At 41.2% G+C, this 26771-nt stretch carries 23 protein-coding genes and 1 pseudogene; 9 read left to right on the top strand and 15 right to left on the bottom strand.

The features are described from left to right. Positions 1-14 precede the first annotated feature (14 nt). Positions 15-2927, top strand: a complete 2913-nt coding sequence (locus tag ACX6CI_RS06910; RefSeq protein ID WP_458777430.1) for a DUF294 nucleotidyltransferase-like domain-containing protein — start codon at positions 15-17, stop codon at positions 2925-2927. Positions 2928-2945: 18 nt separating this feature from the next. Here ACX6CI_RS06910 and ACX6CI_RS06905 read toward each other — a convergent pair whose 3' ends face one another. From ACX6CI_RS06905 to ACX6CI_RS06895, 3 genes are all read right to left on the bottom strand, one after another. Continuing rightward, positions 2946-3194 carry a hypothetical protein gene (locus tag ACX6CI_RS06905; protein WP_458777429.1) on the bottom strand — a complete coding sequence of 83 codons (249 nt, stop codon included), beginning with the start codon at positions 3192-3194 and terminating at the stop codon, positions 2946-2948. A 12-nt stretch (positions 3195-3206) separates the two neighbouring features. Continuing rightward, positions 3207-3902, bottom strand: coding sequence for a glycine/sarcosine/betaine reductase selenoprotein B family protein (locus tag ACX6CI_RS06900; RefSeq protein WP_458777428.1), 696 nt, complete (start codon positions 3900-3902; stop codon positions 3207-3209). A 295-nt stretch (positions 3903-4197) separates the two neighbouring features. Further along, positions 4198-5346 carry a CaiB/BaiF CoA transferase family protein gene (locus tag ACX6CI_RS06895; protein WP_458777427.1) on the bottom strand — a complete coding sequence of 383 codons (1149 nt, stop codon included), beginning with the start codon at positions 5344-5346 and terminating at the stop codon, positions 4198-4200. A 451-nt stretch (positions 5347-5797) separates the two neighbouring features. Between ACX6CI_RS06895 and pdhA the strand changes: the two genes are divergently transcribed. From pdhA to ACX6CI_RS06875, 4 genes are read left to right on the top strand one after another with little or no spacing between them, the layout of a single operon-like run. After that, complete coding sequence (gene pdhA, locus ACX6CI_RS06890) at positions 5798-6904, top strand: pyruvate dehydrogenase (acetyl-transferring) E1 component subunit alpha (protein WP_458777426.1); 1107 nt, start codon at positions 5798-5800, stop codon at positions 6902-6904. Then, positions 6897-7877 carry an alpha-ketoacid dehydrogenase subunit beta gene (locus ACX6CI_RS06885; RefSeq protein WP_458777425.1) on the top strand — a complete coding sequence of 327 codons (981 nt, stop codon included), beginning with the start codon at positions 6897-6899 and terminating at the stop codon, positions 7875-7877. The genes pdhA and ACX6CI_RS06885 overlap by 8 nt, the downstream gene beginning before the upstream one ends. 26 nt (positions 7878-7903) lie before the next feature. Beyond that, on the top strand, positions 7904-9184 hold the full coding sequence (locus ACX6CI_RS06880) for a dihydrolipoamide acetyltransferase family protein (RefSeq protein WP_458777424.1): 1281 nt from the start codon (positions 7904-7906) through the stop codon (positions 9182-9184). Positions 9185-9223: 39 nt separating this feature from the next. Continuing rightward, positions 9224-10639 (top strand): dihydrolipoyl dehydrogenase family protein, encoded by a 1416-nt coding sequence (locus tag ACX6CI_RS06875; protein ID WP_458778444.1) that lies wholly within the window; start codon positions 9224-9226, stop codon positions 10637-10639. Positions 10640-10729: 90 nt separating this feature from the next. Here the strand turns inward: ACX6CI_RS06875 and ACX6CI_RS06870 are convergent, their stop codons facing one another. Both ACX6CI_RS06870 and ACX6CI_RS06865 read right to left on the bottom strand, forming a co-directional pair. Beyond that, complete coding sequence (locus ACX6CI_RS06870) at positions 10730-10978, bottom strand: hypothetical protein (RefSeq protein ID WP_458777423.1); 249 nt, start codon at positions 10976-10978, stop codon at positions 10730-10732. Positions 10979-10981: 3 nt separating this feature from the next. Then, positions 10982-12739 carry a Na/Pi cotransporter family protein gene (locus tag ACX6CI_RS06865; RefSeq protein WP_458777422.1) on the bottom strand — a complete coding sequence of 586 codons (1758 nt, stop codon included), beginning with the start codon at positions 12737-12739 and terminating at the stop codon, positions 10982-10984. Between the two features lie 392 nt (positions 12740-13131). Here ACX6CI_RS06865 and nrfH point away from each other — a divergent pair, with 392 nt between their 5' ends. Then, on the top strand, positions 13132-13656 hold the full coding sequence (gene nrfH, locus ACX6CI_RS06860) for a cytochrome c nitrite reductase small subunit (RefSeq protein ID WP_458777421.1): 525 nt from the start codon (positions 13132-13134) through the stop codon (positions 13654-13656). 18 nt (positions 13657-13674) lie between these two features. After that, positions 13675-15183 (top strand): ammonia-forming cytochrome c nitrite reductase, encoded by a 1509-nt coding sequence (nrfA, locus tag ACX6CI_RS06855; protein WP_458777420.1) that lies wholly within the window; start codon positions 13675-13677, stop codon positions 15181-15183. 125 nt (positions 15184-15308) lie between these two features. Here nrfA and ACX6CI_RS06850 read toward each other — a convergent pair whose 3' ends face one another. The 6 genes from ACX6CI_RS06850 to ACX6CI_RS06825 all read right to left on the bottom strand — a co-directional run bounded on the left by ACX6CI_RS06850 (position 15309) and on the right by ACX6CI_RS06825 (position 21178). Beyond that, complete coding sequence (locus ACX6CI_RS06850; RefSeq protein ID WP_458777419.1) at positions 15309-16532, bottom strand: (Fe-S)-binding protein; 1224 nt, start codon at positions 16530-16532, stop codon at positions 15309-15311. Then, a complete protein-coding gene (locus ACX6CI_RS06845; protein ID WP_458777418.1) occupies positions 16529-17902 on the bottom strand; it encodes an FAD-binding oxidoreductase in 1374 nt (457 codons plus the stop codon). Before ACX6CI_RS06845 ends, ACX6CI_RS06850 begins: the two co-directional genes overlap by 4 nt. Positions 17903-18218: 316 nt before the next feature. Continuing rightward, positions 18219-18644, bottom strand: a complete 426-nt coding sequence (locus ACX6CI_RS06840; protein ID WP_458777417.1) for a hypothetical protein — start codon at positions 18642-18644, stop codon at positions 18219-18221. Positions 18645-19157: 513 nt separating this feature from the next. After that, positions 19158-19667, bottom strand: a complete 510-nt coding sequence (locus ACX6CI_RS06835; RefSeq protein WP_458777416.1) for a hypothetical protein — start codon at positions 19665-19667, stop codon at positions 19158-19160. Positions 19668-19741: 74 nt separating this feature from the next. Continuing rightward, positions 19742-20389: a hypothetical protein gene (locus ACX6CI_RS06830; protein ID WP_458777415.1), complete on the bottom strand. Its 648-nt coding sequence runs from the start codon at positions 20387-20389 to the stop codon at positions 19742-19744. 198 nt (positions 20390-20587) lie between these two features. Continuing rightward, a complete protein-coding gene (locus ACX6CI_RS06825) occupies positions 20588-21178 on the bottom strand; it encodes a hypothetical protein (RefSeq protein ID WP_458777414.1) in 591 nt (196 codons plus the stop codon). Positions 21179-21432: 254 nt separating this feature from the next. On the opposite strand from ACX6CI_RS06825, the pseudogene ACX6CI_RS06820 reads away from it, so the two are divergent. Both ACX6CI_RS06820 and ACX6CI_RS06815 read left to right on the top strand, forming a co-directional pair. Continuing rightward, positions 21433-22307 (top strand): annotated as a pseudogene (locus ACX6CI_RS06820) (site-specific integrase). Further along, positions 22294-23475: an IS91 family transposase gene (locus ACX6CI_RS06815; RefSeq protein WP_458777413.1), complete on the top strand. Its 1182-nt coding sequence runs from the start codon at positions 22294-22296 to the stop codon at positions 23473-23475. The pseudogene ACX6CI_RS06820 and the gene ACX6CI_RS06815 overlap by 14 nt, the downstream one beginning before the upstream one ends. A 760-nt stretch (positions 23476-24235) precedes the next feature. Here the strand turns inward: ACX6CI_RS06815 and ACX6CI_RS06810 are convergent. The 4 genes from ACX6CI_RS06810 to ACX6CI_RS06795 form a co-directional block, all read right to left on the bottom strand. Further along, positions 24236-24640, bottom strand: a complete 405-nt coding sequence (locus ACX6CI_RS06810) for a PaaI family thioesterase (RefSeq protein ID WP_458777412.1) — start codon at positions 24638-24640, stop codon at positions 24236-24238. 11 nt (positions 24641-24651) lie between these two features. After that, positions 24652-25197 carry a protein N-terminal glutamine amidohydrolase gene (locus tag ACX6CI_RS06805; protein ID WP_458777411.1) on the bottom strand — a complete coding sequence of 182 codons (546 nt, stop codon included), beginning with the start codon at positions 25195-25197 and terminating at the stop codon, positions 24652-24654. A gap of 26 nt (positions 25198-25223) precedes the next feature. Further along, positions 25224-25937 carry a tRNA (adenine(22)-N(1))-methyltransferase gene (locus ACX6CI_RS06800; RefSeq protein WP_458777410.1) on the bottom strand — a complete coding sequence of 238 codons (714 nt, stop codon included), beginning with the start codon at positions 25935-25937 and terminating at the stop codon, positions 25224-25226. 123 nt (positions 25938-26060) lie between these two features. Beyond that, positions 26061-26609 carry a hypothetical protein gene (locus ACX6CI_RS06795; protein WP_458777409.1) on the bottom strand — a complete coding sequence of 183 codons (549 nt, stop codon included), beginning with the start codon at positions 26607-26609 and terminating at the stop codon, positions 26061-26063. Positions 26610-26771: the final 162 nt, after the last annotated feature.

The following is a 26771-nucleotide window of genomic DNA, read 5'->3' as shown; positions in this document are numbered from 1 at the left end:
ACCAACTTAAGCCCATGTCAAACCACTCAGGTAACAGACATTCAAAACGCACTCACTTTACCATAATACTGCCAACAATTCTTACCCTCGCCTTCCTCATCTCCATCATTTACGGCGTAGTCATCCCCGCATTTGAAAAAAACTTTCTTGAAGGGAAAAAGTCAACAATTCACCAACTCACCAGTGTAGCCGTGGATATAATGAGGCACTACGATGACATGATCAAAAACGACCAAATCAAAACAGTCGTAGCCAAGGAAAAGGCGCAAAAAGAAATCGAGTCTTTGCGTTACGGGGATACCAAACAGGACTATTTCTGGATTTGCGATCTGCAGCCCAAAATGGTGATGCACCCATATTCCAAAGAGATGATAGGTGCAGACCTGTCAGAGTACGAAGACTCAAGTGGGACAAGGATATTTCTAAAGTTTATTGAAATTGTAACCAGCCAGCAAAGCGGTTTCCTCTATCATACCTGGCACACAAAGTACCATGAAGAGTCAATTGCACCCAAACTCACCTACGTTACAACGTTTGAACCATGGGGCTGGATTATTGGAACCGGTGTCTATTTAGACGATGTCCAGAGGAAAACTGACGAAATTTATGCCTATCTATCCAAGCTGGCACTTGGGGTTGTTGTCATTGTATCGTTTTTATTTTTTTACCTGACCAGACAAAGTCTCATTAACGAACGCAAACGTTTTCAGGCTGAAGCAGCGCTCATGCGATCAAGGGAAAAATATAAAAGCCTTGTTGAGTCTGCCACCGAACCAATGATGATGTTTTTTGATAATCACTGCATCTATTCCAATTCCAGCATGCAGCAATTATTAGGTGGCTCCAGAGAAGAGCTTGACTCAGCCACAATGCTAAGTTTTTTCCCTGCAAACATATCAAAGTCTCTGACCAGTAAACCACTTAATGAAAGTGCAAACCCAGATGGCATTGATACTACGATGTTAAAAATGGATGGGTCCCAGATTCAAGTGCGCCTCATCCTGACGGAAAAAATTCTGAGCGACGAAAAAGTGCAGATAATCACCGCTCGAGACATGAGTAGCCGTAGAAGAATTGAGGACGAGCTCGGTGTAAGCCGACAACGCTACCAGTGGCTTTCTAATCAATTACAAATTGGCATTTTTAGAACCAGTTCAGCTGAAGGTCTTACAATATTAGAGGCAAATCCTATTGTCCATAAGTTGCTGGGTTTATCTAAAGAACACATTGGAAAAAAACAGCTCATAGACGTTTTTGAGAACAGTTTTGACGCCAATGCTCTACAGGTTAATTTATACAAAAAAGGCGTCATCAAAGATCAGATGATACCTATTAGAACGACAAACGGTATACCTCGAATGGTTTCGATATCCATGGTGATTACCAGGGATACAATGGATACTCCAATGTATTGTGATGGAATAATCGAAGACATCACCCTGCAACAAGCCAGGGAGGAAAAGAGAGAAGACCTGCTCATTGAAATGCAAAGTTCTATGATGTTTTTAAATGACCCTGTTAAAAATGTCATTCAGGAGAAGACGACGTATAAAACCAATATGACTGTAGAAGACGCTGTTAAAGCCATGTATAACAGAAGAAGCAGTACCCTTTTTCTTACTGACAAAACAGAAAAGATAGTTGGTATCTTTGGAGATAGTGAAATTCGTAAAATGGTAATCGATCGTCTCTATTCATCCAATTCACCGGTTGGGAAATTCATGAATAGACAGATAGACACTATCCCAGATACTACTCCAGTATTTGAAGCCGTTCTTATGATGGGAGAGCAGCAAAGTGACCATCTTTACGTCAGTGACAATCAAGGAACAATTATTGGAATCATCAGCGACAAGGAATTATTACAGGTCCATCGCCACTCTGCTACATTTCTATTAAAAGAGGTCAAAGAGTCAAAGACCATAGAAGAGATAGTGAGCTGTCACACCAGATTACCTGGCATTGTAAAAGCCCTCACCGACAGTGGTGTTAATACGAGAAACATCACTCGAATAATGACATCTATCTCAGACGCGGTCTTTAACAGGATATTGGAGTTTTCTCTTAATGATTTAGGTGAACCGCCTGTACCATTCGTGATTATAGGCTTGGGCAGTGATGGCCGTGAAGAGCAGACCCTTGCCACAGACCAGGACAACGCACTTATATTTAAGGATGTCCCCCCAGAACAACTTGAATCTGCACAAAAATATTTTCTTGCGTTAGCGAGTCTCATTTGCAACTCACTCGATAAAGTTGGTTATGTACTATGTAAGGGCGAGATCATGGCAATGAATCCACGATGGTGTAAACCGATAACTATCTGGAAAGAATATTTCACCAATTGGATTACCAGTTCAACTCCACAGGACCTCATGGAACTGAATATATTTTTCGACTACAGGTGCATATACGGTGACAGTGATTTTCTAGATGAGCTACGGGGTCATTTGCAAAACTTACTCAGAAACAGACCGATTTTCTATCATCTAATGGCTGAAAACAATCTGTTATTTAAAATTCCTCTCGATTTTTTCGGCAATATTTCTGTCGATACAGAAGGTGAATACACCAACTGTTTCAACATAAAGCATGTCATTGCAATGATCGTCGGTTTTGCACGGATCCATGGCATTAAACATTCCCTGGAAACCAGTAACACGCTAGAAAGGCTTGAGAACCTCTACGACCGCGGGGCACTAAATAAAGAAACACACGACGAGCTGGTTGACTCCTATGACTATCTCATGCAGATGAGGTTAAGGCATCAGGTTCAGAAAATTGATAGAGGTGAAAAACCGGACAACTGGATAAACGTATCTGAGCTTACCCATATGGAAAACGATATGCTGAAAAAGATATTTGCCAAAGTTGCAACTCTCAGGAAAAAGCTCACAGGGAAAGGAGAATCAAATATCTTTTTCTGATGTCAGAGAGAATAGCCTTTACCTTTTTAGCGATTCAACCGTCCCATTTTTCTCAGCTGCCACAAGAAGTGCAACCGCCTTTTGCAAAACACCTCTCTGATATTTGCTGTCGTTGGGATTGCCCAGCACCCTTCCGACGAGATTAGGAGTGAGCAGCACCCTGGGTAGAGACATCACCTCCAGTCTTTTTGCAAAAGGAATCGCTGCGATTACCACCGTTGGAATCCCTGCTTCTTCAAACCCTCTTGCAATATGTCCAACTGACATATGGCAAATAGGTCAGACCGGAATAAGTATGGCTCCGTCTATTCTGTTTTCCTGCATCAGATGTATCCAACCAGGTAGTACCTTTTTGATCAACCTTGTTTGCGAACATGCACCAACAAATGAGTAAGCAAATTCAGTTAATGAGCCAAGTTCACCCTCCTCCTCTAGCTCCACTAATCTCTGCCAGGGAAACGTGACGTTTGCATCTTGCTGTGTCGCTGTAACATCATAGCCACCATGTCGAACTTTCAGTTTTTCTTGAGAAAGATTAAAAGGAATTTCTGAAAGGGTTGGTTCAATTTTCAAAAAATCCATAATTCTTGATTCAGCCTCCTCCTGACTCATTCCAGAAACACCAAAAGGCTGTGGATCATTGTCCGCTGAAAAGTGTCCTGAAGAGGTGAGCATGGTAAATTTTGCGTCTTCAGGCTTTCTTGAAAAAGGGGTAAATGGTCCATCATCATAAATGAAGTTTTGAGGGTGTGCATGTGCAGCTGACTGACCTTCTATCATGACTTTTTTAAGTTGATCCACGTCACCTGAATCGATGGCTGAGGTAATGGTTCTAAACAACCGGCAGAGAAGGTCGGATCCTTCATCATCGGTGAGGTGATCGAGAAACTTAAACGTCATATCAGAACGACTTCCATAGAAAAACGATTTTCTAAATTCCTCAAAACTCTCTTTTAGGGTAGATTCTTCGTTCATAGTATTACCTCTCGTTTATTTCCGTCAACCCGCATATTTAACCAAATATATGTTTCTCACCCTACGGGCGCGCTGATATAGTCAGCTATCCTTCGTTATCGTAGAAAGCTACCTAATCAAGTAGTATAATTTCCCACACGCCTTGACGAGCTAACCATCTCAACTCGTGAAATATGCGGGCTAAACCTTATGAAATTGCCAAATATTTTGTGACCAAAAGCCACACCTCTCAGACATCTGCCCTATACACATATACATTTACACTTTCAAATGCTGCGTAAAGAAGATGAGTAACTTAAAGAACACCTTCCTCATACAACCTATCAATATCAATTTTTGAGTAGCCAAGAGCTGATAGGATCTCAACAGTATCACCTCCGAACGAAGCATTCGTACTCTTTACAGACCCGGGTGTTTCGCTCAGTTTTACAGGCACACCGAGTATTTTTTTGGAGTCAGAGTTTTCACCTTCACCATGAACAATCATTTCCCGACTTTTAAACATTGGATCATCCAGGATTTCAAATATGTTTTTTATACCGCTACAGCAGGCGTCCAGTGGTTCAAGCTCGCCAACCCATTCAGCATAGGGTTTGGTTAAAAACTGCTCTGTAAAAAAACCTATTATTTCTTGTCTTTTATCTTCATCATATTGCAATGTAATTAGATCAGGACGATTGAAATACAAACATATTTTTTGCCAGAATGTTTTCTCTAGTGCTCCAAGAGCAATATAACGCCCGTCCTTAGTTTCGTAGGTGTTATAGCATGCATAGCGATGGGACAGAACGCTATCTCCTGCCTCAAGATTGCCACCCTCAAGCGCTGAGTAGTGAAGAGGCAAGTGTAACAAACCAAGAAGGCCATCGGTAATTGAAATATCGATATGCTGTCCCTCCCCTGTCGTGTGTCTTGCAAAAAGGGCCAGAAGAATTCCTGTAACAGCATTTTGTGCCCCCCCTGCAATATCTGCTATCTGTACAGCCGGAATACTTGGATTTTTCCCTTTCTCGCCAAAGAGACTCAACACTCCTGAGTGACTGAGGTAATTAACATCATGCCCCGGCGCGTATTTTCTATCTCCGGTCTGACCATAGCCACTTATTGAACAGTAAATGATTTTACTGTTGATTTGCTTTACCTTGAGGTAACTGAGCCCCAACCTTTCCATAACACCAGGACGAAATCCTTCTATCAAAACATCTGCCTCAGTGAGCAGTTGCAGAAGTATTTCAAGCCCTTTTTCTGTTTTAAGGTCAAGGGTCATATGCTTCTTGTTTCTGTACAAAGATTCAAAAAAAAGACCTGAATGTTGGAATTCTTTTTTCTCAATCGAAATAACTTCAGCACCATGATCGGCAAGCACCATTGAACAATATGGTCCAGGTAGCATTCTCGATAAATCGATCACTTTTACACCCAAAAGCGAACCTTGAACAATCATCACATAATCTCCTATTAAAAGGGATGCGCACAAAATGTAGACAACATTACTTTTCATAAATGATCACTCGCTCCACACAAGCGGCGACAGTAACGCTGACCAAACGCTCAGTCATTATGCAGTGATAGTTATTGAATAGAAGTTTTTTGTCAATTGGTTTTGAGACTCAGAGAGCAGACTGATGAGAATTATTCATAGCCTGGTATACTTATAAGAATTCGTATAAATTACAAACATTCCAGTGTCATTTTACACCCTTCCTATTTGCTATTCTGCTATTCATAGGTATAGTTTAAGTAGGATTTTTTAAGACAACGAACACTTAGATAGTCCGTTAATAACCATTATTCGTCCATAGTTTTATTGGTGACGCACACACTCAATACAAACGTTAAACGAGCCAGCCGCACCTATAGATTTCTGTGAGCAGTTCCTAAAAAAGGAGCCTAATATGCCACGAACGACGGTCGATTTGCAGAGCAGCATAGAATACCTTTCAATTCTTGATGAACACGGGAATGTTGATCGAGACCATGAACCTCATATTGAAGATGAAGTACTTCTCGACTTATACCAATCAATGGTTCTGGGAAGACGATTTGACGAGCGAATGGTTGACCTCCAACGCCAGGGGCGCATTGGCACCTTTCCACCAATTAAAGGTCAGGAAGCTTCTCAACTCGGAGCTATCTTCCAACTTACACCAGAAGACTGGTTTGTCCCCGCTTTTCGTGAAACTGCAGCAGAGATATGGCGCGGCCGCAGTCTTGAAAGTATTTTACTCTACTATAACGGTTACAATGAGGGCGCCATCCTGCCAAAAGGACAGAAAGACCTGCCAATAGCGATACCTGTGAGTTCGCAAATTCTCCATGCAACAGGACTTGGTTATGCTGCAAATTACAAAAATACCGGAGAAATAGTAATGGTCTTTTTTGGGGATGGTGCAACCTCAGAGGGCGATTTTCACGAAGGACTTAACTGTGCTGCGGTATACAACACACCTGTTTTGTTTATATGCCAAAATAACCAATGGGCCATATCCGTGCCCATCAAGCAGCAAACCCGCTCCAGCACTATTGCACAAAAAGCCTTAGCATATGGAATACCTGGGATACAGGTCGATGGCAATGATGTTTTAGCAGTATATGCGGCTACTAAAGAAGCTGCTGAACGTGCGAGAAATGGTAACGGCCCTACCCTCATCGAATGTCTGACCTACCGTGTAATGATGCACACTACTGCCGACGACCCTACCAGATATCGAACCGATGAGGAGGTCACAAAATGGCGTCAAAAAGACCCATTAAAACGTTTTGAAAACTATCTTTTTGAAAAAAATCTATTAGCTGACACGACAAAAGATCACGTTGAAAACAAGATACAGGAGCGTATCCAAAAAGCTATAGATCATGCCGAAAAACGAATGGCGGAACTTGGAGACCCAAAAGAGATGTTTGACCATCTCTACGACCAGTTACCACCGTATCTGCACAAACAAAAAGACGAACTTATTACGAGTCTTGACGCACAATCCAAGGAGGTAGACAATGGCTAAAATGACCATGGTTGAAGCCTTAAACCTGGCACTGGATCAGGAAATGACCTTGGATGAAAACGTCGTTCTACTCGGTGAAGATATAGGGCCGGATGGTGGTGTCTTCAGGGTGACAGATTCCCTTATCAAAAAATTTGGTAACCAACGTGTCATTGACACACCAGTTGCCGAAGCCGCAATTATAGGTATGGCAGTGGGTATGGGAATCTACGGTCTCAAGCCTGTTTGTGAGATACAGTTTTCCGGCTTTGCCTACCAAAGCTTTCACCAAATTGAAAATCATGCAGCGCGTTTTCGCTGGAGGACCCAGGGTCGCCTGACCGTGCCCATGGTGATGCGCGCACCATACGGAGGTGGCGTGAGGGCATTGGAGCACCACTCTGAGAGCCGTGAAGCTTATTGGGCACACACACCTGGGCTCAAAACCGTGATTCCATCCGGCCCTCGAAATGCCAGATCGCTTCTCATTGCTGCCATAAGAGATCCCGATCCTGTAATATTTTATGAATCAAAGGCACTGTACCGCGCCTTTCGTGAAGAAGTTCCTGAAGATGAGGAGGTAGCTGAAATTGGTAAATCTAAAATTGTACGTAAGGGTCATAACGTTACAATTATTGCCTACGGAGCAATGCTTCAGCCCACGTTAAAGGCTGCAGATGAACTCGATAAAGAAGGAATATCTTGTGAAATAATCGACCTTCTTACCATATCTCCTCTAGATGATACTCTTATGGTGGAGTCTATTCGTAAAACAGGTAGAGCTGTTATTGTCCATGAGGCCCCAAGAAGTTTTGGCCCTGGGGCAGAAATTATTACACGCCTGATGGAAGGAGCATTTTACTACCTCGAGACTCCAATTCAACGAGTGACGGGATATGACATCATTATTCCTTATTTCAGTCGGGAAAAAGATTATTTACCAAATATCAGACGAATAGTTCAGGCTGCAAGACAGACCCAGCAACAACCTTAACAATACACTGCAAATTCGGAGTTTTTATGAACAAAACCTTTAGCTTACCCGATCTTGGAGAAGGTGTACATGAAGCTGAGATTCTTGCCATTCCTGTATCCATAGGGCAGTCAATTCGAGAGGGTGATCTGTTAATTGAAGTCGAAACAGATAAAGCTGCAGTCGAAATCCCTTCTCCAATTACTGGTGTAATATCAACTATTCATGTTGAACCGGGAGACATGATTGAAGTGGGAGAGGTTCTCATCTCCTTTTCAATTGAAAACAGCTCTCCTGCAGAACCGTCCGGTGATGAGGAAAAGCGACAATCCTCAGAAACAACAGTACAATCTGAAAACTTACGCAATAACAGAGGCCTTCCTGTCCCTGCATCACCATCTACCCGAAGACTAGCTCGAGAACTCGGCGTTGATTTACATATGGTAACAGCGTCTTCTAGTCGTGGTGTGGTCTCTGCTGATGATGTACGTAATTATACTGAGAAAGCTCAGCGCCCGGCCAAACAAATCAAAGCTGCACAACACGATGAATCTTCTGTAGTGCGTCCTCAGTTTGTGGGTTCAGAGCTCCCCGACTTCAATCAATATGGCGAAGTCGAAAGACATACGTTTAGATCTATACGTAGAGCAACAGCTCAGCGTATGGCACAGTCATGGGCTGAGATTCCCCACGTCAACTGCCAGGACCTCGTCGACATAACCGCGCTTGAAGAGTTTCGACAGCGCCATAAGGACGAAATTACGAAGTGTGGTGGCCGCCTCACCATGACCGTATTTACTTTAAAAGCTGTTGCGACTGCACTTAAAGCCTTCCCACACTTTAATGCCACCCTTGATCTTGCAAATCAGGAGATCCTTATCAAACAGTATTTTAATATTGGTATTGCAGTCGACACAGAACATGGGCTTATGGTTCCGGTCATTCGGGATGTAGATAGAAAATCAATTAAAGAATTGTCAGTGGAGATTCACGACGCCATAACTAAAGCCCGAAAACGAAAACTCAACCGTGAAGAATTGGTAGGAGGATCATTTACTATTACCAATGCAGGAGCTATCGGTGGCAGCCATTTTTCTGCCATCATTAATCATCCTGAGATCGCAATTTTAGGACTCGGTCAGGCCCGAATGCAACCTGCAGTTATGACAGACGAACTTGGAAACCATGAAATTGTACCCCGCCTGATGATGCCCATTGTCCTCTGTTTTGATCACAGAGTGGTCGATGGTGCAGATGCTATCCGTTTCCTTCAAGTTATCATTAAGAGCCTCCAGGACCCTGATGAGCTTTTTATAAATATGATTTAGGGTGAGTGGTTCTCATCCCAACGAAGAGGTAATGTGTTCATGGTAATGGGCGATATGAGGATGGATTTGGATGTAGTTGTTATAGGTGCTGGCCCCGGAGGTTTAGCCGCAGCCTTCCGAGCATCTGAGTTAGGTTTTGATGTCGCCCTCGTTGATTGCCTGCAATCTCCAGGTGGAAACCATCTACACGAGACATGTACTCCCCAACAATTTTTCCTTGATATTGCACAACAGCTTGAGCATATTAGCGCAAGCCTTCTGGACGAAACATTGAGCCCTACCCCCTGTCCAAACCTGCAGAAAATAAGACAGAGCAGTGCTTCTCAAATTGATAATCTTACAAACCACCTGTCTGAGAAGTGTAAACAGAAAGGTGTCTTGTATATCAAGGGAAAGGCATATTTTGAAAGCTCCACAACCATACGCTTAAAAGATTCAGAAATAACCGGACTCTCTTTTAAATATGCAGTTATTGCAACGGGCTCATCACCCTCCCCGTTTCATGAAATAAAGTTTGAAGTTACGTTAACGGATCAAAATAGAGTTGTCTCCCCTTCTGAATCCTTAAACATTTCTACTATACCGGACAATCTTCTTGTTGTTGGCGCTGGGCCTACAGGCCTTGAGATGGCGAACATATTTTCAGCACTTGGATCTAAGGTCGATATCGTCGAGCAAAACGATACGCTATTACCGTATGTCGATGACGATCTGATTTCACTTATTCTAAAAAGTTTACAAGACCGGTATAACTCTATTTCACTAAACACTCTGGTTACCGGTATCATAGAAACAGAGAATGAGGTTTTGGTTAAGAGCACAACCAGTAGTGGAAATATGTCGGAAGCCTATAACCTCGTCATACTGGCAACAGGTCGCATTCCTTCTTCAGATAACCTTGGGTTAGAAAACACCAAGGTTAACCGCAATGTCCGTGGCTTTATCTCAACCGACTCCCAGCAAAGAACAGATGATAAAAATATATTTGCAGTGGGAGACATAACCAACAGTACGATGCAAAGTAACATAGCCACAAGACAAGGGAAGATCGCAGCGGAGGTGATCGCAGGAATCTCTTCTGCTTTTGACCTGCGAGCTATTCCTTATACAATCAACACAAGCCCAACGCTTTCCTGGTGCGGCCTGACAGAAAAAGAGGCAAAATTACAGAACATACCTGTAAAAGTGCAGAGCAAAAGCTGGAATGAAGAGCAATATTTACATATCGAGGGGGATTTATGTGGTCTCACAAAAATAATCTCAACCCCTGAAGACGGTAGAATCCTTGGTGTCGCCGTAGTTGGACGGGGATCAGCAGAACTCATAGGCACGGGCGTGCTAGCAATAGAAATGGGGGCTCTTGTTGAGGACCTCTCCCTTATCCTCCAAGCTCACCCAACACGATCAGAGTTTTTAGGGAAAGCTGCACAAACTACCCAACAACAGGATAGCTGAAGGTTAATCCTACTAATTACCAGGCAGCCGTTCGACAATAACAACTGAGCTGCTTGCAAAAACCTCGAAACAATAATTTTGGATGAGAACTTACTTTTTTTTCAATTTCTTAAGCCGCTTTTCTACCTTTTTAACAAGGGAAGTCACAATAGCCAGCTCCTGCTGTTTTGTCTCTTTTTTTTCAGGATTATTTGATTTAGCAATTTCTTTTGTTAGTTTTTTTTGGGCCACTATCAGCTTTGCTAGAATCTCATCTAACTTACCAGCCTTAATACGTTGTTCTTTTGATGTTTTAGCAAAGAACCCATAAGCCTTTTTCATGTATTTATCTATATTCATCCATCACTCTCCTGAGTAATCCTGCAGTTCACGTATGGTTTCATCCTGAATCCAGAGCACCGCTGCAACATCGAGCAGTCTTCTTGAGATAGATCGTGTAAAAGAGCTATCATTCATGAGCGATGAGGCCATAAAGACATCGATTTTATCATCTCTCAGTAAATCACTAATTTTTCGTGTAATCTCATTATCAAAGGTGTCGACCTGACTTCTACTTAACTCAATATGAGTAAGACAGGTGAGATCATCAGGGTTCTGACGTATTCTGTCAATATCTCGAACGATACTCGCTATACGTTCGCGTAATGCATTATATTCTTTCTGTAAGGCTTGATTATTTCCCTTCATATAACGGGAAATATTTTTTTGTAACTCTTCTAAATCCTTGGTTATCTCAACAAGATCTCTGCTTGCAAGTTTAAGGCGTTCTAAACGAAACTTTTCTTTACCATCCATATGGTTCTCTGCCATAACAGCAAAATGAAGCATTTCACTATAAAGGAACTTAATCCTTTCATTATAGACCACATCAACATCTACAGATTCCCCTTTGACCGTCTCCATCACTTCCCGCATCTCCTTAAGTGACCAGACTTCATGCCGGTGTAACCTGAGAGCCTGAACAACAAGATGAGAAACACTATCATACAAATGTTCAGTCTCTTTTCTTAGTGCAGCAATGGCCGGCCCCGGCATTTTAGAAACTTCAATACCAATATATATAGGGTTACCCCGACGGTTTGCTTTACTGACAAATAACTTTTGTAAAAACGTTACCATGGGGCTTATAAAGGGTGCTACAAGAAGAACTCCTATAACATTGAATATTGTATGAAAGAGCGACAATTTCATCGCAATATCCTCATCACCTATTCCAATATAACCACTTAAAACATTCACGAGGTTGCTGAGAACATGGATAAATGCCACAGCGAAAACCGCTGTAATTGTGTTAAATATCAAATGTCCAACCGCCAATCGTTTTCCATCAGCATTAGATGTTAATGCGCCCAGGATTGCAGTAACCGTTGTTCCGACATTGGCACCTATTGCAAGAGATAAGGAATTCATATAGCTGATTTGGCCAGTTGCAACAGCTGTAATAATAATAGCCATCGTGGCACTGGAAGACTGAATTATGACCGTTGCAATCGCACCAACAAGAATATATACAAAAATTCCTGCATACCCCTCCATTGCAAATTGAGCAAGATCAATACCGCTCTTTAGGGTTTCAAACCCCTCTTTCATGTATCCAATACCAAGAAAAATAAAGCCGAGCCCCAAGAGTATGTTGCCGACTCCTTTTGCAGATTTATTCTGTAGAAAAGTGAGGATTACTCCAAAGATAAGCATAGGCATAGCGTATGCCGAAATCTTGATTTTCATTCCAAATGCAGAAACTATCCAAGCCGTTGTTGTTGTACCGATATTAGCCCCAAAAATTATGCCCAGGGCTTGTGAGAGCGCGATAAGTTCTGCTGAAAGGAAAGAAATTGCAATGATACTTGTGAGCGAAGAGCTTTGAACCAGAGAAGTAGAAACAAAACCACTTATTATCGCTTTTACTACTGTGTCAGTGGTTTTTTTCAGTATCTTTTCAAGAGTCCCACCTGTAAACAGCTTAAAACCTTCTTCCATGAAGACCATACCGACAATAAAAATGGCAATACCTGAAGCAATGATTTTAAAATCATTATTGGAAAAGATTCCATATGCTGTAAGAAGTAGAACGGACGGGATAAATATTTTCTTAAACATGCTGTATTTACGTTAGGTTTAATTGAAAATACTTTATAATTTTGTTACTCTCTTAAAATGGTATTTCATTTAGACCACGAATGCAAATTTGCTAAAAAAATTCCTTCAAACTCTCATAAGGCCACATTTATTTAGTTGGACAATGTTTTTTTCCAATTCAAAAGATTACAACGTATTCACATGCTTTTTTTGACATGTATCAATTTTTTCAAAACTGAGAACAAGTATATTTTACACAAGTTTTGTTTTACGAATTTAACGATGTTAAACATTTATCTATGGAGGTGAAACAATGGTATTCGGGCCAGACCTGAATTGGAGTGGATTGGACAAAACGACCAACTCTTTTCTAACAGTGCTGGTTGAACATTCATTCTATCAGGATAGTATACATGAAAGCAGGTAACGTACTGAAATTTAGTTCAATTTTTGCTTTTGTTGTGGCGATAGTATTTTTGGCCTATCTGGTTAACGCATCAAAAGCATTGTCTTACCTGTCAACCGATCCTAAAGCTTGTATTAACTGCCATGTGATGAACGTACAATACGCCACTTGGCAGCACAGTTCCCATGCCCAGCGTGCAACCTGTGTTGAGTGTCACCTACCCACAGACACTACAGTAAACAAATACAAAGCAAAGGCGCGAGATGGTTGGAACCATACAGTTGCTTTTACGCTCAACACATTTGCACCTGCTCTGCAGATCAGCGAAGATGGTGCTAACCGTGTCCAGGCCAACTGTATAACATGTCATGCAAGGTTGACAGAGGTCCTTATCTCTAACAGCGACAGATACCATGATTTCAGCGGTACTCCCCAGACAGACAGAAGATGCTGGGAATGTCATAGGGATGTACCTCATGGTAAAGCAAGGAATTTATCGACAACTCCAAATAATCTTGGTGTTAGAGAATAACAATACGTGGAGGAAAAAGTGAATAAATACAAGTTTTTACTTGGTGGTTCTGTGGTGGCCATTGTTGCAATGGGCTTTATGGCAAATTCCATCGCAGGTAAACAGGCTGAAAGAGATCAGCTCAATACCACTCCTGTTGTTAAGGCAGAAGGTGTTGAGAGCAAAAATGAAGAATGGGCAAAGTATTTCCCACGTCAATACGACTCTTGGAAGCAGACCAAAAAGAACGATAAAATCGATGACATGATCGAGAAGAAGCCCCAGCTTGCCATTCTCTGGGCTGGTTACGGTTTTGCTAAAGATTACAATGCTCCACGCGGTCATTTCTACGCGGTACAGAGTAACATTAACTCCCTAAGAACGGGTGCCCCCGTTGGTCCTGTTACAGGTCCAATGCCGACTGCATGCTGGACATGTAAATCACCGGATGTACCACGGGTGATGGATGAGGAAGGTGAAAACGAGTACTTCACCGGCAAGTGGGCACGCCTAGGGGATCAGATAGTTAATCCTATAGGTTGTGCTGACTGTCACGACAGCCAAACCGCTAACCTTACAATTTCCCGTCCTTACCTCAAACGAGGTCTTGAGGCCAGTGGTGTTAACCTCGATGAAATCACCCATCAGGATATGCGTTCACTGGTTTGTGCTCAATGTCACTCAGAGTACTATTTCAAGGCAACTGAGTATAAGGATTCTGAAGGAAATGATCAGATTGCTAAAGTGGTTACCTTCCCATGGGCTGAAGGCCTCAGTGCTGAAAACATGGAAACCTATTATGATGGCTACGGATTTAAGGATTGGACCCACAAGATCAGTAAAGCCCCAATGCTTAAAGCCCAGCATCCTGGTTATGAGATGTACAAAACCGGTATCCACGCAAAGCGCGGTGTAGCCTGTGCTGACTGTCATATGCCATATAAGCAGGAAGGTTCAGTGAAGTACTCTGACCACCACATTGCTAATCCACTTGATAACATTGCAAACACCTGCCTTACCTGTCACCGTGAGAGTGAAGAAGAGTTCAAGGCACTTGTTAAGACAAAGTTTGACCGCAAAGAGCAGCTTATGGAAATTGCCATGAACAGCCTTGGCAAAGCTCACCTTGCAGCTGGAAAAGCATGGGAATCTGGAGCCACCGAGGACGAAATGGAACCTGTTCTTCAGCTTATCCGTTCAGGGCAGTGGTTGTGGGATTATTCTATAGCAAGCCATGGTTCTTTCTACCATGCACCTGAAGAAACCTTAAGACTTCTTGGCGTTGCCAACGATAAGGCCCAGGAAGCAAGAGTTGCCCTGGTAGGAGTACTAGCCAAACACGATGTGTTCGATTACGAAGCTCCTGATTTTTCTACCAAAGAAAAAGCTCAGAAGTTAGCCGGCGTACCTCTTGAAAAACTCGTGGATGAGAAGGTTGCCTTCAAGAGCGCTCTACTTCAGGAATGGAATGAGACGGCAGTCAAAGAAGGTCGTTTGAACATGGAGGCAAGAAAGGGAATGAGCGATAATAGCTCCTACTCCAAGTAATGTGTTTCCTGCTCTAACAATGACGCCCTGTTAAGATTTCACCCTTAACAGGGCATTATTTGTTTTCTCTTAAAATACTTATAACTGTTTAACGCGTTTGCCTACGAGTATCAGGTTCAAACACGTTAAACGAGTAAAGACTCAAGAAACTGGACGGGATGCATAAGCTCCAGATGTTCTTCTGTTGTCTGATTAGCATCGAGGTTTATCCGGCACACCGGGCAGTCAGTGAGCCATAAATCAGCTCCACTCCTGGCAGCACTTGCGACTTTTCGGCCAACGAGTACTGAGGCGACTTCAGGATATTCATAGAAGAACGTACCGCCACCTCCGCAACACTCGCTACTGTCCGGAACAGAGTTATACGTAACCCCTTTGATTTTTTCAAAAATCCTATCAGATGGCGTGAAGACATTTTTTAAATGACAGGGGGCATGATAGGTCACCTTCTCACTGTTTTCTACCTTTAACGTATCAAACTCCAACATATCCCATCTTTCGTAGATAAAAGACATAATATCTGCAATCTTTCCAGACAATATCTTGGCCTTTTCCACATCCCCATCAAACGTGCCTATGACATTTGGATATTCGTTCTTTATGGTAGATCCACATGTGGGGCAATCCACAATCACCGCCTCAATTCCATCGACAGAAAAACAGTCTACATTAGTCTGGATATTCTCCCCTGCTTGCTCCACCGCGCCATGCAACAGCATCGGCACTGAACAACATACCTGAGATGCAGGAATTACAACTCTATACCCCATCTTATTGAGGATTTTAACAGTTGCGTACCCTGTATCTTCAAAAATGTAGTTGGTTGCACACCCTGTAAAATACAAAACTGTACCTTTATATTCACCTTCAGGTTCGACAATAGTACCAATCTGTCTACGAAAACTTTTGTCATTGAGTGTGGGAAATTTTGAAATAGGAATATTGGCAAGCTTACATTTATCAGCCACACCTCTAGGCGTAAGACTTTGACCGATCTTTGCCAAAGAAACTGCAAACTTCAATCTCCTTTCCTTGGCCAGCATGTATACAAGGCTCCTGATTTCTACCCTTTCACTATGGTCTTTGATCATTTTTGATCGCATTCCCATGAACTGTGGATAGTGATCCACCGCTGAAGGGCAATGAGCTGTGCACGATCCACACATCAAACATTTTGACATCAAGTCTTTCAGCAGCTCAGAAGACTCAAGGTTCCCCTCATTGAAAGAACGTATAAGTTGAATTTTGGCCCTTGGTGAAACTTGTTCCTCGCCCATGGCGCTATAGACTGGGCAAACAGCCAGGCAGAATCCACACTTACCACACTTATTGGCTGTCTTAGTGCTCATACAAATTTACCTGGATTTAAAATATTTTGGGGATCCACAGCCTTTTTGATGGTAGACATGAACTCGCGCGTGTTCTCATCTAATATCAAGGGAAGGTACTCAGCTTTAGCAAGCCCTACACCATGTTCACCGGTCAAGGTTCCATTTAGGGGAACTGCAGACTCAAAAATCTCTCCAATTGCCTTGTTTACCCTGGCCATCTGCTCAGGATTATCTCGGTCCACAGGAATCAATGGATGCATATTTCCATCACCAGCATGGGCGAGCAACCCAGCCTTAATATCGTATTTTCCTAATATTTCACGTATGTTTCTAATCATGTCCGGTACCTTACTTACAGGAACGGTCACATCTTCAGTGATTATATCTGGTCCAATCTTAGCAAAAACCGGATAGGCAGACCTTCTAGCTTGCCAGAGTCTGTCTCTGTCTTCGGCTGTGTCAGCCTCCTGTACAGATATAGCACCACACTCTTTTACTTTCTCTCTTATGAGGCCCATCTCCCTCTCAATCGTTTCCGAAAAGCCATCAACCTCAATAAGCAGCGTACCAGCTGCCTGAGTATCTAAACCGAGTTTTACACTGTCTTCAATGACCTTGATTGTTAATTGGTCCATAAGTTCCATCGCAACCGGCAGAATACCGCTGCCAATAATTTCCGAGACTGCGGATGCACATTTATCAAGATTGTCAAAGCTTACCATCACTGTTCTGGTTGTCTCTGGAATAGGAAGTACACGTAAGATAACCTTGGTAATAATACCAAGCGTTCCTTCCGAGCCACCAAATAGAGATTTCAAATTGTACCCGGTGACATCCTTTGAATTCCTGCTACCATCGGTAATAATTTTTCCTGAGGGTAAAACAACCTCCATGCCTAGAACATAGTCCATGGTAACACCGTATTTTAAACATCTGGGGCCACCGGCGTTAAGGGCCACATTTCCTCCAATTGTAGAGATGTTTATGGAACCAGGATCAGGTGGATAGAAAAAACCGTGGGGAGCTAATGTTTTTTGTAAATCTCCATTAATAACTCCGGGTTCAACGATTACGTATCTATCCCGGGTGTTCATTTCAAGCACCCTGTTCATTTTAGTAAGACAGAGGACTATACCACCCTTGAGTGGAATTGGAGCCCCACACACACTTGTACCTGCCCCACGAGCCGTTACAGGAACTCCATACTTACTGGCAACTCGGAGCAGTCCTGCAACTTCTTCTGCTGAGTGAGGAAAGATGACACATTCGGGGAGAGCTTCTTCAAGAAATGAGTCATACCCATAACAGGAACGTATCTCTATCGAGTCCCTGTACTGATCCTCTCCGGTGATCGCTATCAATTCACTTTTTACATTTTCGGCAAGCACTCAATTTCTCCTTATGATCCTTTCAATAGAACACAGTACAACTACATATGTTTCTGCCTCACTCAACAATGAGCCGCAATCAACAGTGTACATTACCGTTCTCATTTCGTCATAAACTTTTCCAGGCTCTGAACTGCCCGGCTTTGAACCTTATTTTAAACAGGGGAATCCAGCCCAGTATTTTTTCTGCGGTTAACTGTCGTCAGACAATATAGTTTGGCCACTTACATTAAAGATTGACCAAAACGGCAAAGTGACAATAAAGTTTGTCCATTTTTCACCTTAATTCAATTCAATTGTTCATATGAAAGTACTATCAACACTTAGACTGTCTGGAAATGGAGCAGGTCTGAGGAGCTTTTTGATTATTTGCATGACTCTGAATATTATCATTACTTGCAGGTCGATCGATTTCAAAATTTCTGTGCATAATCAATAAAATAAATCCTAAAAGCCCGAAAAACGGCTTTGCCAAACCGAATATTCCCCAAATATATTTATTTAATCCAGCATTACCTGCTTGTTTAAACATCCAAACACCAGCCACCAAATTATGCAGAACCTCAACAGCTTGCAATAAAACAAGTTTTGACTTCACTGCTGAAAGGTCAGCTTCTATAGAAAATCCATTAATCTGCTGCATTTCATAGGCAGCAATCCCATCACACATCATCTTTAAAATATAGAGAGGGATAAGCCATTTTAGCAGGTTTTCTACAATATCTTTCAAATTAACTTTCATCTATATATTCACCTAAGTTCTATTAATAACGGTATGATAGAACTGCATAATAAATGGATTGATGCCAGTACCGTTAAGAAAGTACTATTAACACCCAGTGTTTCCAGAAATGGAGCATTTTACACAACGACACCTATCTGAAAATATTACTATAAATAATCCATCCAATAACAAATATGCAGCCTGATAACAAAATGCCGATTGGGATAACAAGAAACAGTAAACTTGATTTCGTTGCAAAATCCTCAAGTTCTTCTTTTTGATCGGTGTAATTTTTCTTATACCAGTAGTAAATACCTGTAGACGGTATAAGGACTAACAAAAAACGTAGATCTCGAACCCAGAATAAAGCTGCTGCTGAAATAGCCATTAATATAGTCGCGATTTTAGCTATGAGCCGAATTGTAGTTTTACTCGTCATTTAATCAGATTTATTAGACTTCTAAAGGAAAGTAATACCTTACATTAGGGTTGTCAGAAATGGAGTAAATTGTAGTTTGATAGCTGTCATTGCTACTCATCAAATGTTGCAATATCTTTTTGAAGCATAGAGTAATCATCTTCAGTGAACGGCACCTGTTGAAGAGATATGCTTAATTCTGTTGTATCCGTAGTGACTTTAGCAAGTGTCGTATATCTCAGATTTAACGAATATAAAAAATTGTTCTCTGTGTCCCACCAAGATGCGAGATATTCATTTGTGCGATACATTTTCCCTTTGTAGTACTTGTGATAGGTTCTCCATTTCCTAGTAGCGCTGAGTTTATCAAATGGTTTTGTATTAGTTACTTCAAAAATATTGTCATAAAACTCAATAACTTTCTTTGGCGGGAAGTCGCAGTTTAATTTGAAAACGAGAGCGGTACTACCGACAATGGGGAAATCTTGTTGACGACTAATTTTGTACCCACCTTGGTAGATTTTTAGAAAAGAACTTTCCCCCGCTATTATTTCAAGTGGTGAAACCATGCATGCTAAATATAAGACAAAACCAAATAAGAATGTGTGGCAGGCTTGAACCATTATTAATCTCCTTAAACCACGGCACGTCCGTTGATTGAGATCAATACCGTTTTGAAAGTACTATCAACACTATGTCAGTGTGGAAATGGAGTTGACCAACTTCTGAAAAAAAGCATGTCTATTGTACTGAAACAAATGAAAAGGCAAAGAGCAATACTGATACATGAAGTAACTCGCGAGGAAGAAAATTTTTTCTTAAAACCAGTTATCGACGGATCATTTGCCAAACTATTAATCGGAACGTGAGGAGAAACAATTTTGCTGGATATCAAATGAGCGACGTATTCTAAGTCAATGTTGTACGTTCGATAGGTCGAGTCAGCAGTGCTGCGAGCACCGATATAAACAGTTTTTTCGATACCAAACAGCGTGTCTATTTTTGAAATGTCCTTGTACTTATGTAGTTTAGGTATAGTCAGCACTAAGGCCCCGGGGCGGTTATACTCAGCTTTTTGAATTTCAGAGTAAGGTAATTTTTTTATCTCCAGTGAAGCACTATCAATTGAAATGCCAGCATCATCCACAACAAGTATTGGTGTCTGATAAACTGGATTCGAAGCAATTGCAATTGCTCCGAATCCAAATGCGAGAAAAAGAAGAATTAAGCTTAAAAAAGATTCAGGGCCTGATGAGTATAACATCATGTAACCACCACTCAATAGTAAATTTACTGCCAAGGAAATAGTGATCCACCAGATACCTTTATTCAGAAAAATCTTCATATATATACTTATTATTTAATAGAAAAAATGTAAATTTTGCCCAAGTGTTTTTTAATGCCTCTTCTGTAAAAGTAGAAATCGCAAACGTTGAGTTTTCTGAGCGAATACCATCAACGGAGTAGGTTCGAAGCCATACTTCCAATGACAGGGCTGCTGAATTGATGCAAGCAGATATATTTTATTTTCTTATCATATCGACTATATCAGCGATAAATCTTTAAGCACCTGTATGTTGTCGCATTTCTTCTCGCCAACGACAAAACACGTGAAAGTGTTTAATATTGCACAAAGATTCCGAGCCTCCTTTTCAAAAGGTATACCTCGTATAACAATGAACTTTTTTTTTTGATCAATCAATATAATTTTATAGAAATGACGCCTACTTCCCCAATACACTCCATGAGAAAATTTAATATTACTCAGGTTTTGGATAAGCCATTTTTTCTTCTTCCCAAAAACGTTTGTCGTTAATATTTCTCTTTTTACAAAATCAACATCAATTTGGTTGCGAAAAAACATATCTGTAAGTGGCATCCCAAAACGACATGCGAGGTAAGCTGTCACAAGAATTAAAAAAACCTTTAGTAGATCATCATTTGCGATCGGAATAAGATAGAATATCATAAACAATAACGTTGGCAATCCAGTTAATAAAACCAAAAAAAAGAGTGTTTTGTTTCCATGTTTACCAAAATGAATCACATTTTCATCTACAGATATTAATCCTGTATCTAGATATTCTGTAGATATTATTCCTTGATTAAGGTAACTTATATTCAAATCAATCATTATCCTTTTTATAAGTACTAAAGAAGCTATAAAGAAAACTTTTGAAGTGGTTATACAGGAAGAATGTTTGTCAGGCAAGGGTGTTGATAGCACGGCAGTATCGGTCACCGGCTAAAATGATTGATTTGAAAGTAGAACTGAACCGCTACGCGGAAAACCCCACCTCCCCATCTTGATTTACATTCAATAGTGTACCTCTTGGGTCGATAAGAACTTAAGGCGTTTTCTTATCCACTAAACAAAGGAGGTACATTATGAGTACTGCAGTCAGAGCTAAATTGATAGAACACATGAAGCTTGCCGGTTTCTCCGAGCATAGCCAGAGAAGTTACATAAATGGTGTCAAAGGGTTGGCGAACTACTATGACCAATCCCCTGAGAAATTGACCAATGGTCAAGTTCATATGTATTTCCGGTATCTTGTCCTTGAACGTAAGCTGTCATGGGCTACATGTAGCTCATACATGTGTGGCATTTTATATTTTTTCAGGCATCTATGCAAACGTAAGGTTGATGACCGGTTTGGTTTGCCTCCGCGGGTTCGAAGTAAAAAATTACCTATCGTACTGAGTATGGAAGAAGTCAGCCGAGTGCTATCCTGTACAAAAAACCTCAAGCACAGGGTTATGCTTAAAACAATTTATAGTGCGGGCCTTCGAGTTTCAGAAGCGGTCCACCTCAAACCAGAGCATATTGAAAGTGATCCATCAAGAATGATGATCAGAGTTGAACAAGGTAAAGGGCAAAAGGATCGCTATACTGTCTTGTCTGAGAATCTTCTTATTGAACTCCGCAATTACTGGCGTGAATACACTCCAGGTCAGTGGCTTTTCCCAGGAAAGAGCCTTGATGCTCCTGTGTCAACATCAACTGTCTCCAGAGTTTTCTACCGTGCAAAAAAAAAGCTCGCATAACCAAAGAGTGCAGCCTACATACGCTGAGGCACTCATTCGCAACCCACCTGTTGTACAACGGCTATGACCTGTACACAATCGGCCAGCTCCTTGGACATACATCAATAGAGACTACCGCTCTCTATCTCCACATAGTTCCTGCCAGATTCGCTGAACTTAAAAGTCCCCTTGATTTTCTTGAGCTAAGAGAGGAGGGCGACCATGCAAAGAAATAAAAGACAACCAGAGCTTGCAGATATTTTCCGTAAATATGGGGATGATTACCGACGTACCCACTTCTTATCCGGCCAGCAGGCTAGAACAATGTACCATATTGAAATCTGTCGGACCTCTGTCCTTGGTGGCCATATTGCAGCTTGCGATCACTGTGGATTTGAAAAGAATGCCTATAATTCATGCAGGGACAGGCATTGTCCGAAGTGCCAGACTCTTGTAAAAGAGAAATGGTTAAATTCCAGGAAATCCGAGCTATTGCCGTGCCCATATTTTCACAACGTGTTTACTTTGCCTCACGAACTCAATCCACTTATTCTGAGTAATCAGAAAATCCTGCTGGCTATATTATTCACTGCCGTTAAAGAAACTCTCCAGGTATTTGCCGCTGATTCACAGTGGCGGCTCATTGGGCAACTTGGTTTTATTTCTGTACTCCATACATGGAACCAGAAGCTCATGGATCATTTTCATCTGCATTGCATTATCCCGGCAGGGGTTCTTTCATTTGATAGGACAAGATGGGTTCCAGCCAGAAAGAACTATCTTTTCAAAGTGGAATCTTTAGCAAAAGAATTCAGGAAAAGATACCTACGAAAATTTGAGCTGGCTTACAACCAGGGATTACTGGTCTTTAATGGAAGGGCTTCTGAGTTTGTTAACAAGGAAATCTTTCTAAAAATGGTTACTACACTGAAGGGAAAGCAATGGATTACCTACTCTAAACAACCCTTCGGAGGACCAGAGCAGGTGCTCGAATATCTTGGTCGTTACACGCACCGGGTTGCTATTACAAATAATCGAATTCTCTCGATTGAAGCTGACAAGGTTGCTTTCAATTATCGTGATCGTAGTGACGAGAACACTCTTAAAGTTCTTACCCTCAAAGCAACAGAGTTCATCCGGCGTTACTTGTTACATATTCTGCCACGGGGTTTTATGAAAATCCGCTACTTTGGATTTCTTGGTCATGCGAACAAAAAAAAATGTATTCCGCTACTCCGAAAACTGATTGATCCTGAGGCCCAAATACACGAACAATCCTCAGAAACAATACAAGAGATGATGGTACGACTGACGGGAGTTGATGTGTCTCTTTGTCCTGAGTGTGGTAGAGGAAAAATGGTGTGCATTGAAGAGCTGCCCAACCTGTTACGAGATACATCCTGACTGTTGCTTCAGCAATAGCTTGGAGTCTTAAATGGCCAAGTTCCAGCTTTAACAGGAGAGGTGCGTCTACTTCAGAGTAATACGTTCCTCAAAACACTCAATTTATCGATTTAACGGAATAACTTGACGATTCTCTCACAAAAATATCGCTTTTCAGTAAAGTTCAGCTCTCATGAGCGTTTTTGTTTCGAGAAAACTGGCATGATCCACCATTGTATTTCCTGCCAGCCCTCCATTAAATCCCCATAGAAAAAAAACTCATCCTGAATAGCCTACACCGCAGTCCAGTTCTACAGGTTTATCAATAATTGCGGGAAGTAAACTGAAGAGAACAGATACAAAAGAAGTCGTACTTTTGCCTACTTCCGAGAGCAGCGTTGACCGCAACTCTTGATAAACCTATTCATAAATCCTGTCAGGCAACATGCTTGATAGTAACTGACGATCGAGCGACTTTTTCTGAAAACAGTCAAACTTTATTGTCACTAAATTTGTGTGAAATTTGTTCTAAGTGGAAAAAATGGTCAAACTTTAGTCATATCCCCTGACTAAAAACATGAGGAATAGCCTTGTTTTGGTCAAACATTATTGTCTGCCGACATTAACATCACCCAAATATTCCATTTCCAAAAATTAAAACTGTCATGGTATTGAAACATTACGTCCCTGCGCATAGTACTTGATGTAATGCAATAGTAGTGGAAGAACAATTCTTTTGACCTCAACACGCCCCAAAATGATTACATTGTGTGTACAGACTTTAGCCCGGTATTTGAATGTTCTTGCGATAAACCATCCCGTTGAATCGTGCAACGATCTCACCTTCATCATCGGTTACCAACACATCATAGGCCCCAAGTCTTGAGGGCTCTTTAACCTCAGTGGCTATAGCATAAAGGATCCCAACTGATGCAGATTTCAAAAAGGAAATATTGACATTAATTGCAAGTGCAAGCTGACCATGACTGTTCGACGCAACAGCAAACGCTAAATCCGCAAGAGTAAAAATAGCTCCACCCTGAACGACATTTGCGGCGTTCATATGCTTGTCTTCGATGACCATACGAGCTTTACAATACCCTTTTTTTACGGTGACTATTTCAACTCCTGTCAGAGCAGCATATTGATCTTTTGCAAAATAGTTTTTTGCCTCTTCAATATTCATATATCACCGTTTTATATCTCTTTATACAGATAATAAAGCATATCAGGTAAGCTATATATCTCTTGCTTGCTTGAACCAGTAAAATCAAACAAACCATCAATGGATAGCATTTTATTGCCGAGGATTAACGACCAATCTGGAGCTGGACTGAGCCATTCTCCCATCTCATCTTTCATGTGCTTTCGATCAGAATAAAATTCCCTTACATATCTTCGAGCATCAATAATCTTAAAACTGGGGAAATAACCTGGATGAATACCTGCCATTCCCTTAAAAGTAAACGATACATACTCTTTCAACCCTATTGGGAAAGATAGTGTCGTATCCAGATCAAATATCTTCCAATCTACCATCTTCACAGCTAACACGACGTGATAATCCCAACAGACGAATCCTTGTGCTGGTGCAGATTTCTGAAACCAGAACGGACATTGTTTTCTGGCGTTTGAGATGAAAAGAACATATTTGGGAAACTCAACCAGCTCTGCATGCTGGCACAAATGCCAGATATTTTCCTCACAAAATAATTCACTGTATTTGATGCCGGTGAGTATCATCGATCATTATTTGTCTATCGTTTGAATTATTCAGATAACCGAAGCTGAATGTTATGCTTTTGCGCGACATAGAGATAGGCATCAATAATATACTGAACATCGGAACCACCCCCTCGTTTAATTCTCTGAAAATGATTAAGAGTTTTATTGAGATAGTCGGTTGCAATTTTTGACTGTTCATCGGTATCGCTTTTCCAAATTAACTCCCCAACCGGTGAAATAGTGGAAAATGTATCGTCTCTTTTTGAAGGTGAAGAAACCAGTAGAATTTCGTAGAAACGCCGATTCTCTTCGATTAACACTTCATCATTAAGACTAAAATTAAGCTCAATCAATTGCTGACGTAGCGTAAATTGATGATAAACAGGGCACAGTATGAAATCAATGGGTGTTGTTGGCTGTCTCTGATGAATAGCAGTGACAAACTGAGTGATGAGGTCACCCCCCACTCCCGCAATAATGACGATGCTCTTCCCTTCATATTGGTCCAGTGATAATGCTTCCAGATCCAGGCAGTGAATTTTCCAATTTGTGGATGAATTCGAATAATAACGCTGCAGTTTTATTTGGAGTTCGCACATAAGATCGGGAACAACATCAACAAAGTGAATGTGCGGTGCAGCATGCCGGGAAATTAATGTTGCACCCAATAGGCCATGGTCACAACAACAATCCCAGATGTGAGTGTAGTCAGATGTAACCATCGACTCAATTTTCTTCAATCTTTTGCCGAGTTTCAAAAGGTTACCTTCTTTAACGACGTGTGATGGCTGATGCTTTGCAATACATATCAGGTTGGCTGGGCCAATAAGGCAGGAGTAATATTGAGTAAAAGGCCAATTATAAATTGCTGCAACGACCCATCACCTACTGTGTTTATGTATATATTTTGAAACGACACATAATTTTCCATAAGGCTTTAGGGTGTTGGTCACTGATAAAAAAGCTGGCCATGGATAATCAATACTACGCTGTATGTCTTCTAGCATAACAGATTTTGAGTCATCTAATTCTAACATTTCATGGATATAGATTTTCAGTTTTGTAACTTTTAGGCCATTTTCGGTCTTGCGTAGTATCCAATTGTAATATCCGGTTCCAACACGTGTTACATCGTTGCCAACCTCCTTCATTACAACCAACCACGGTTGATTGTCTATACTGTTGGCGTTTTGCTCTACACCTTCTAAATAATAGGTTCTGACACGTTCATAGCTTTTATTGAAATCCTTCGACAAAACTCGCGCTATATCTTTGTTACCCTTAACTGTTTTAGGAAATGAAATTTTCTCCGAACGAATTTCAAATTCAACTTCTGCAAAATCAGCAAAGATAGCCTCTAATACAACATACTGATCCTTGTCTTTTCCTAATACGTATTGCTCAAGTATTTGTTGTGTTGTGAAATCCATTTTTTATTCTGCTCGTGGCCCAGCGATAACAAGCAAGGCCTGTAAAATACTGTTTTAACCTTTGTTAGTTTTAGAAAATCACCATCAATTATCATCAGTTTCACCCCTGTTTTGTAACTGACTGATGAGTGTTGATTTAATGGTGGTAGTAGTAAGCCAACA

It is taken from the genome of Desulforhopalus glucosivorans, from assembly GCF_054397165.1.
This window is presented reverse-complemented; position numbering and strand designations above follow the sequence as displayed.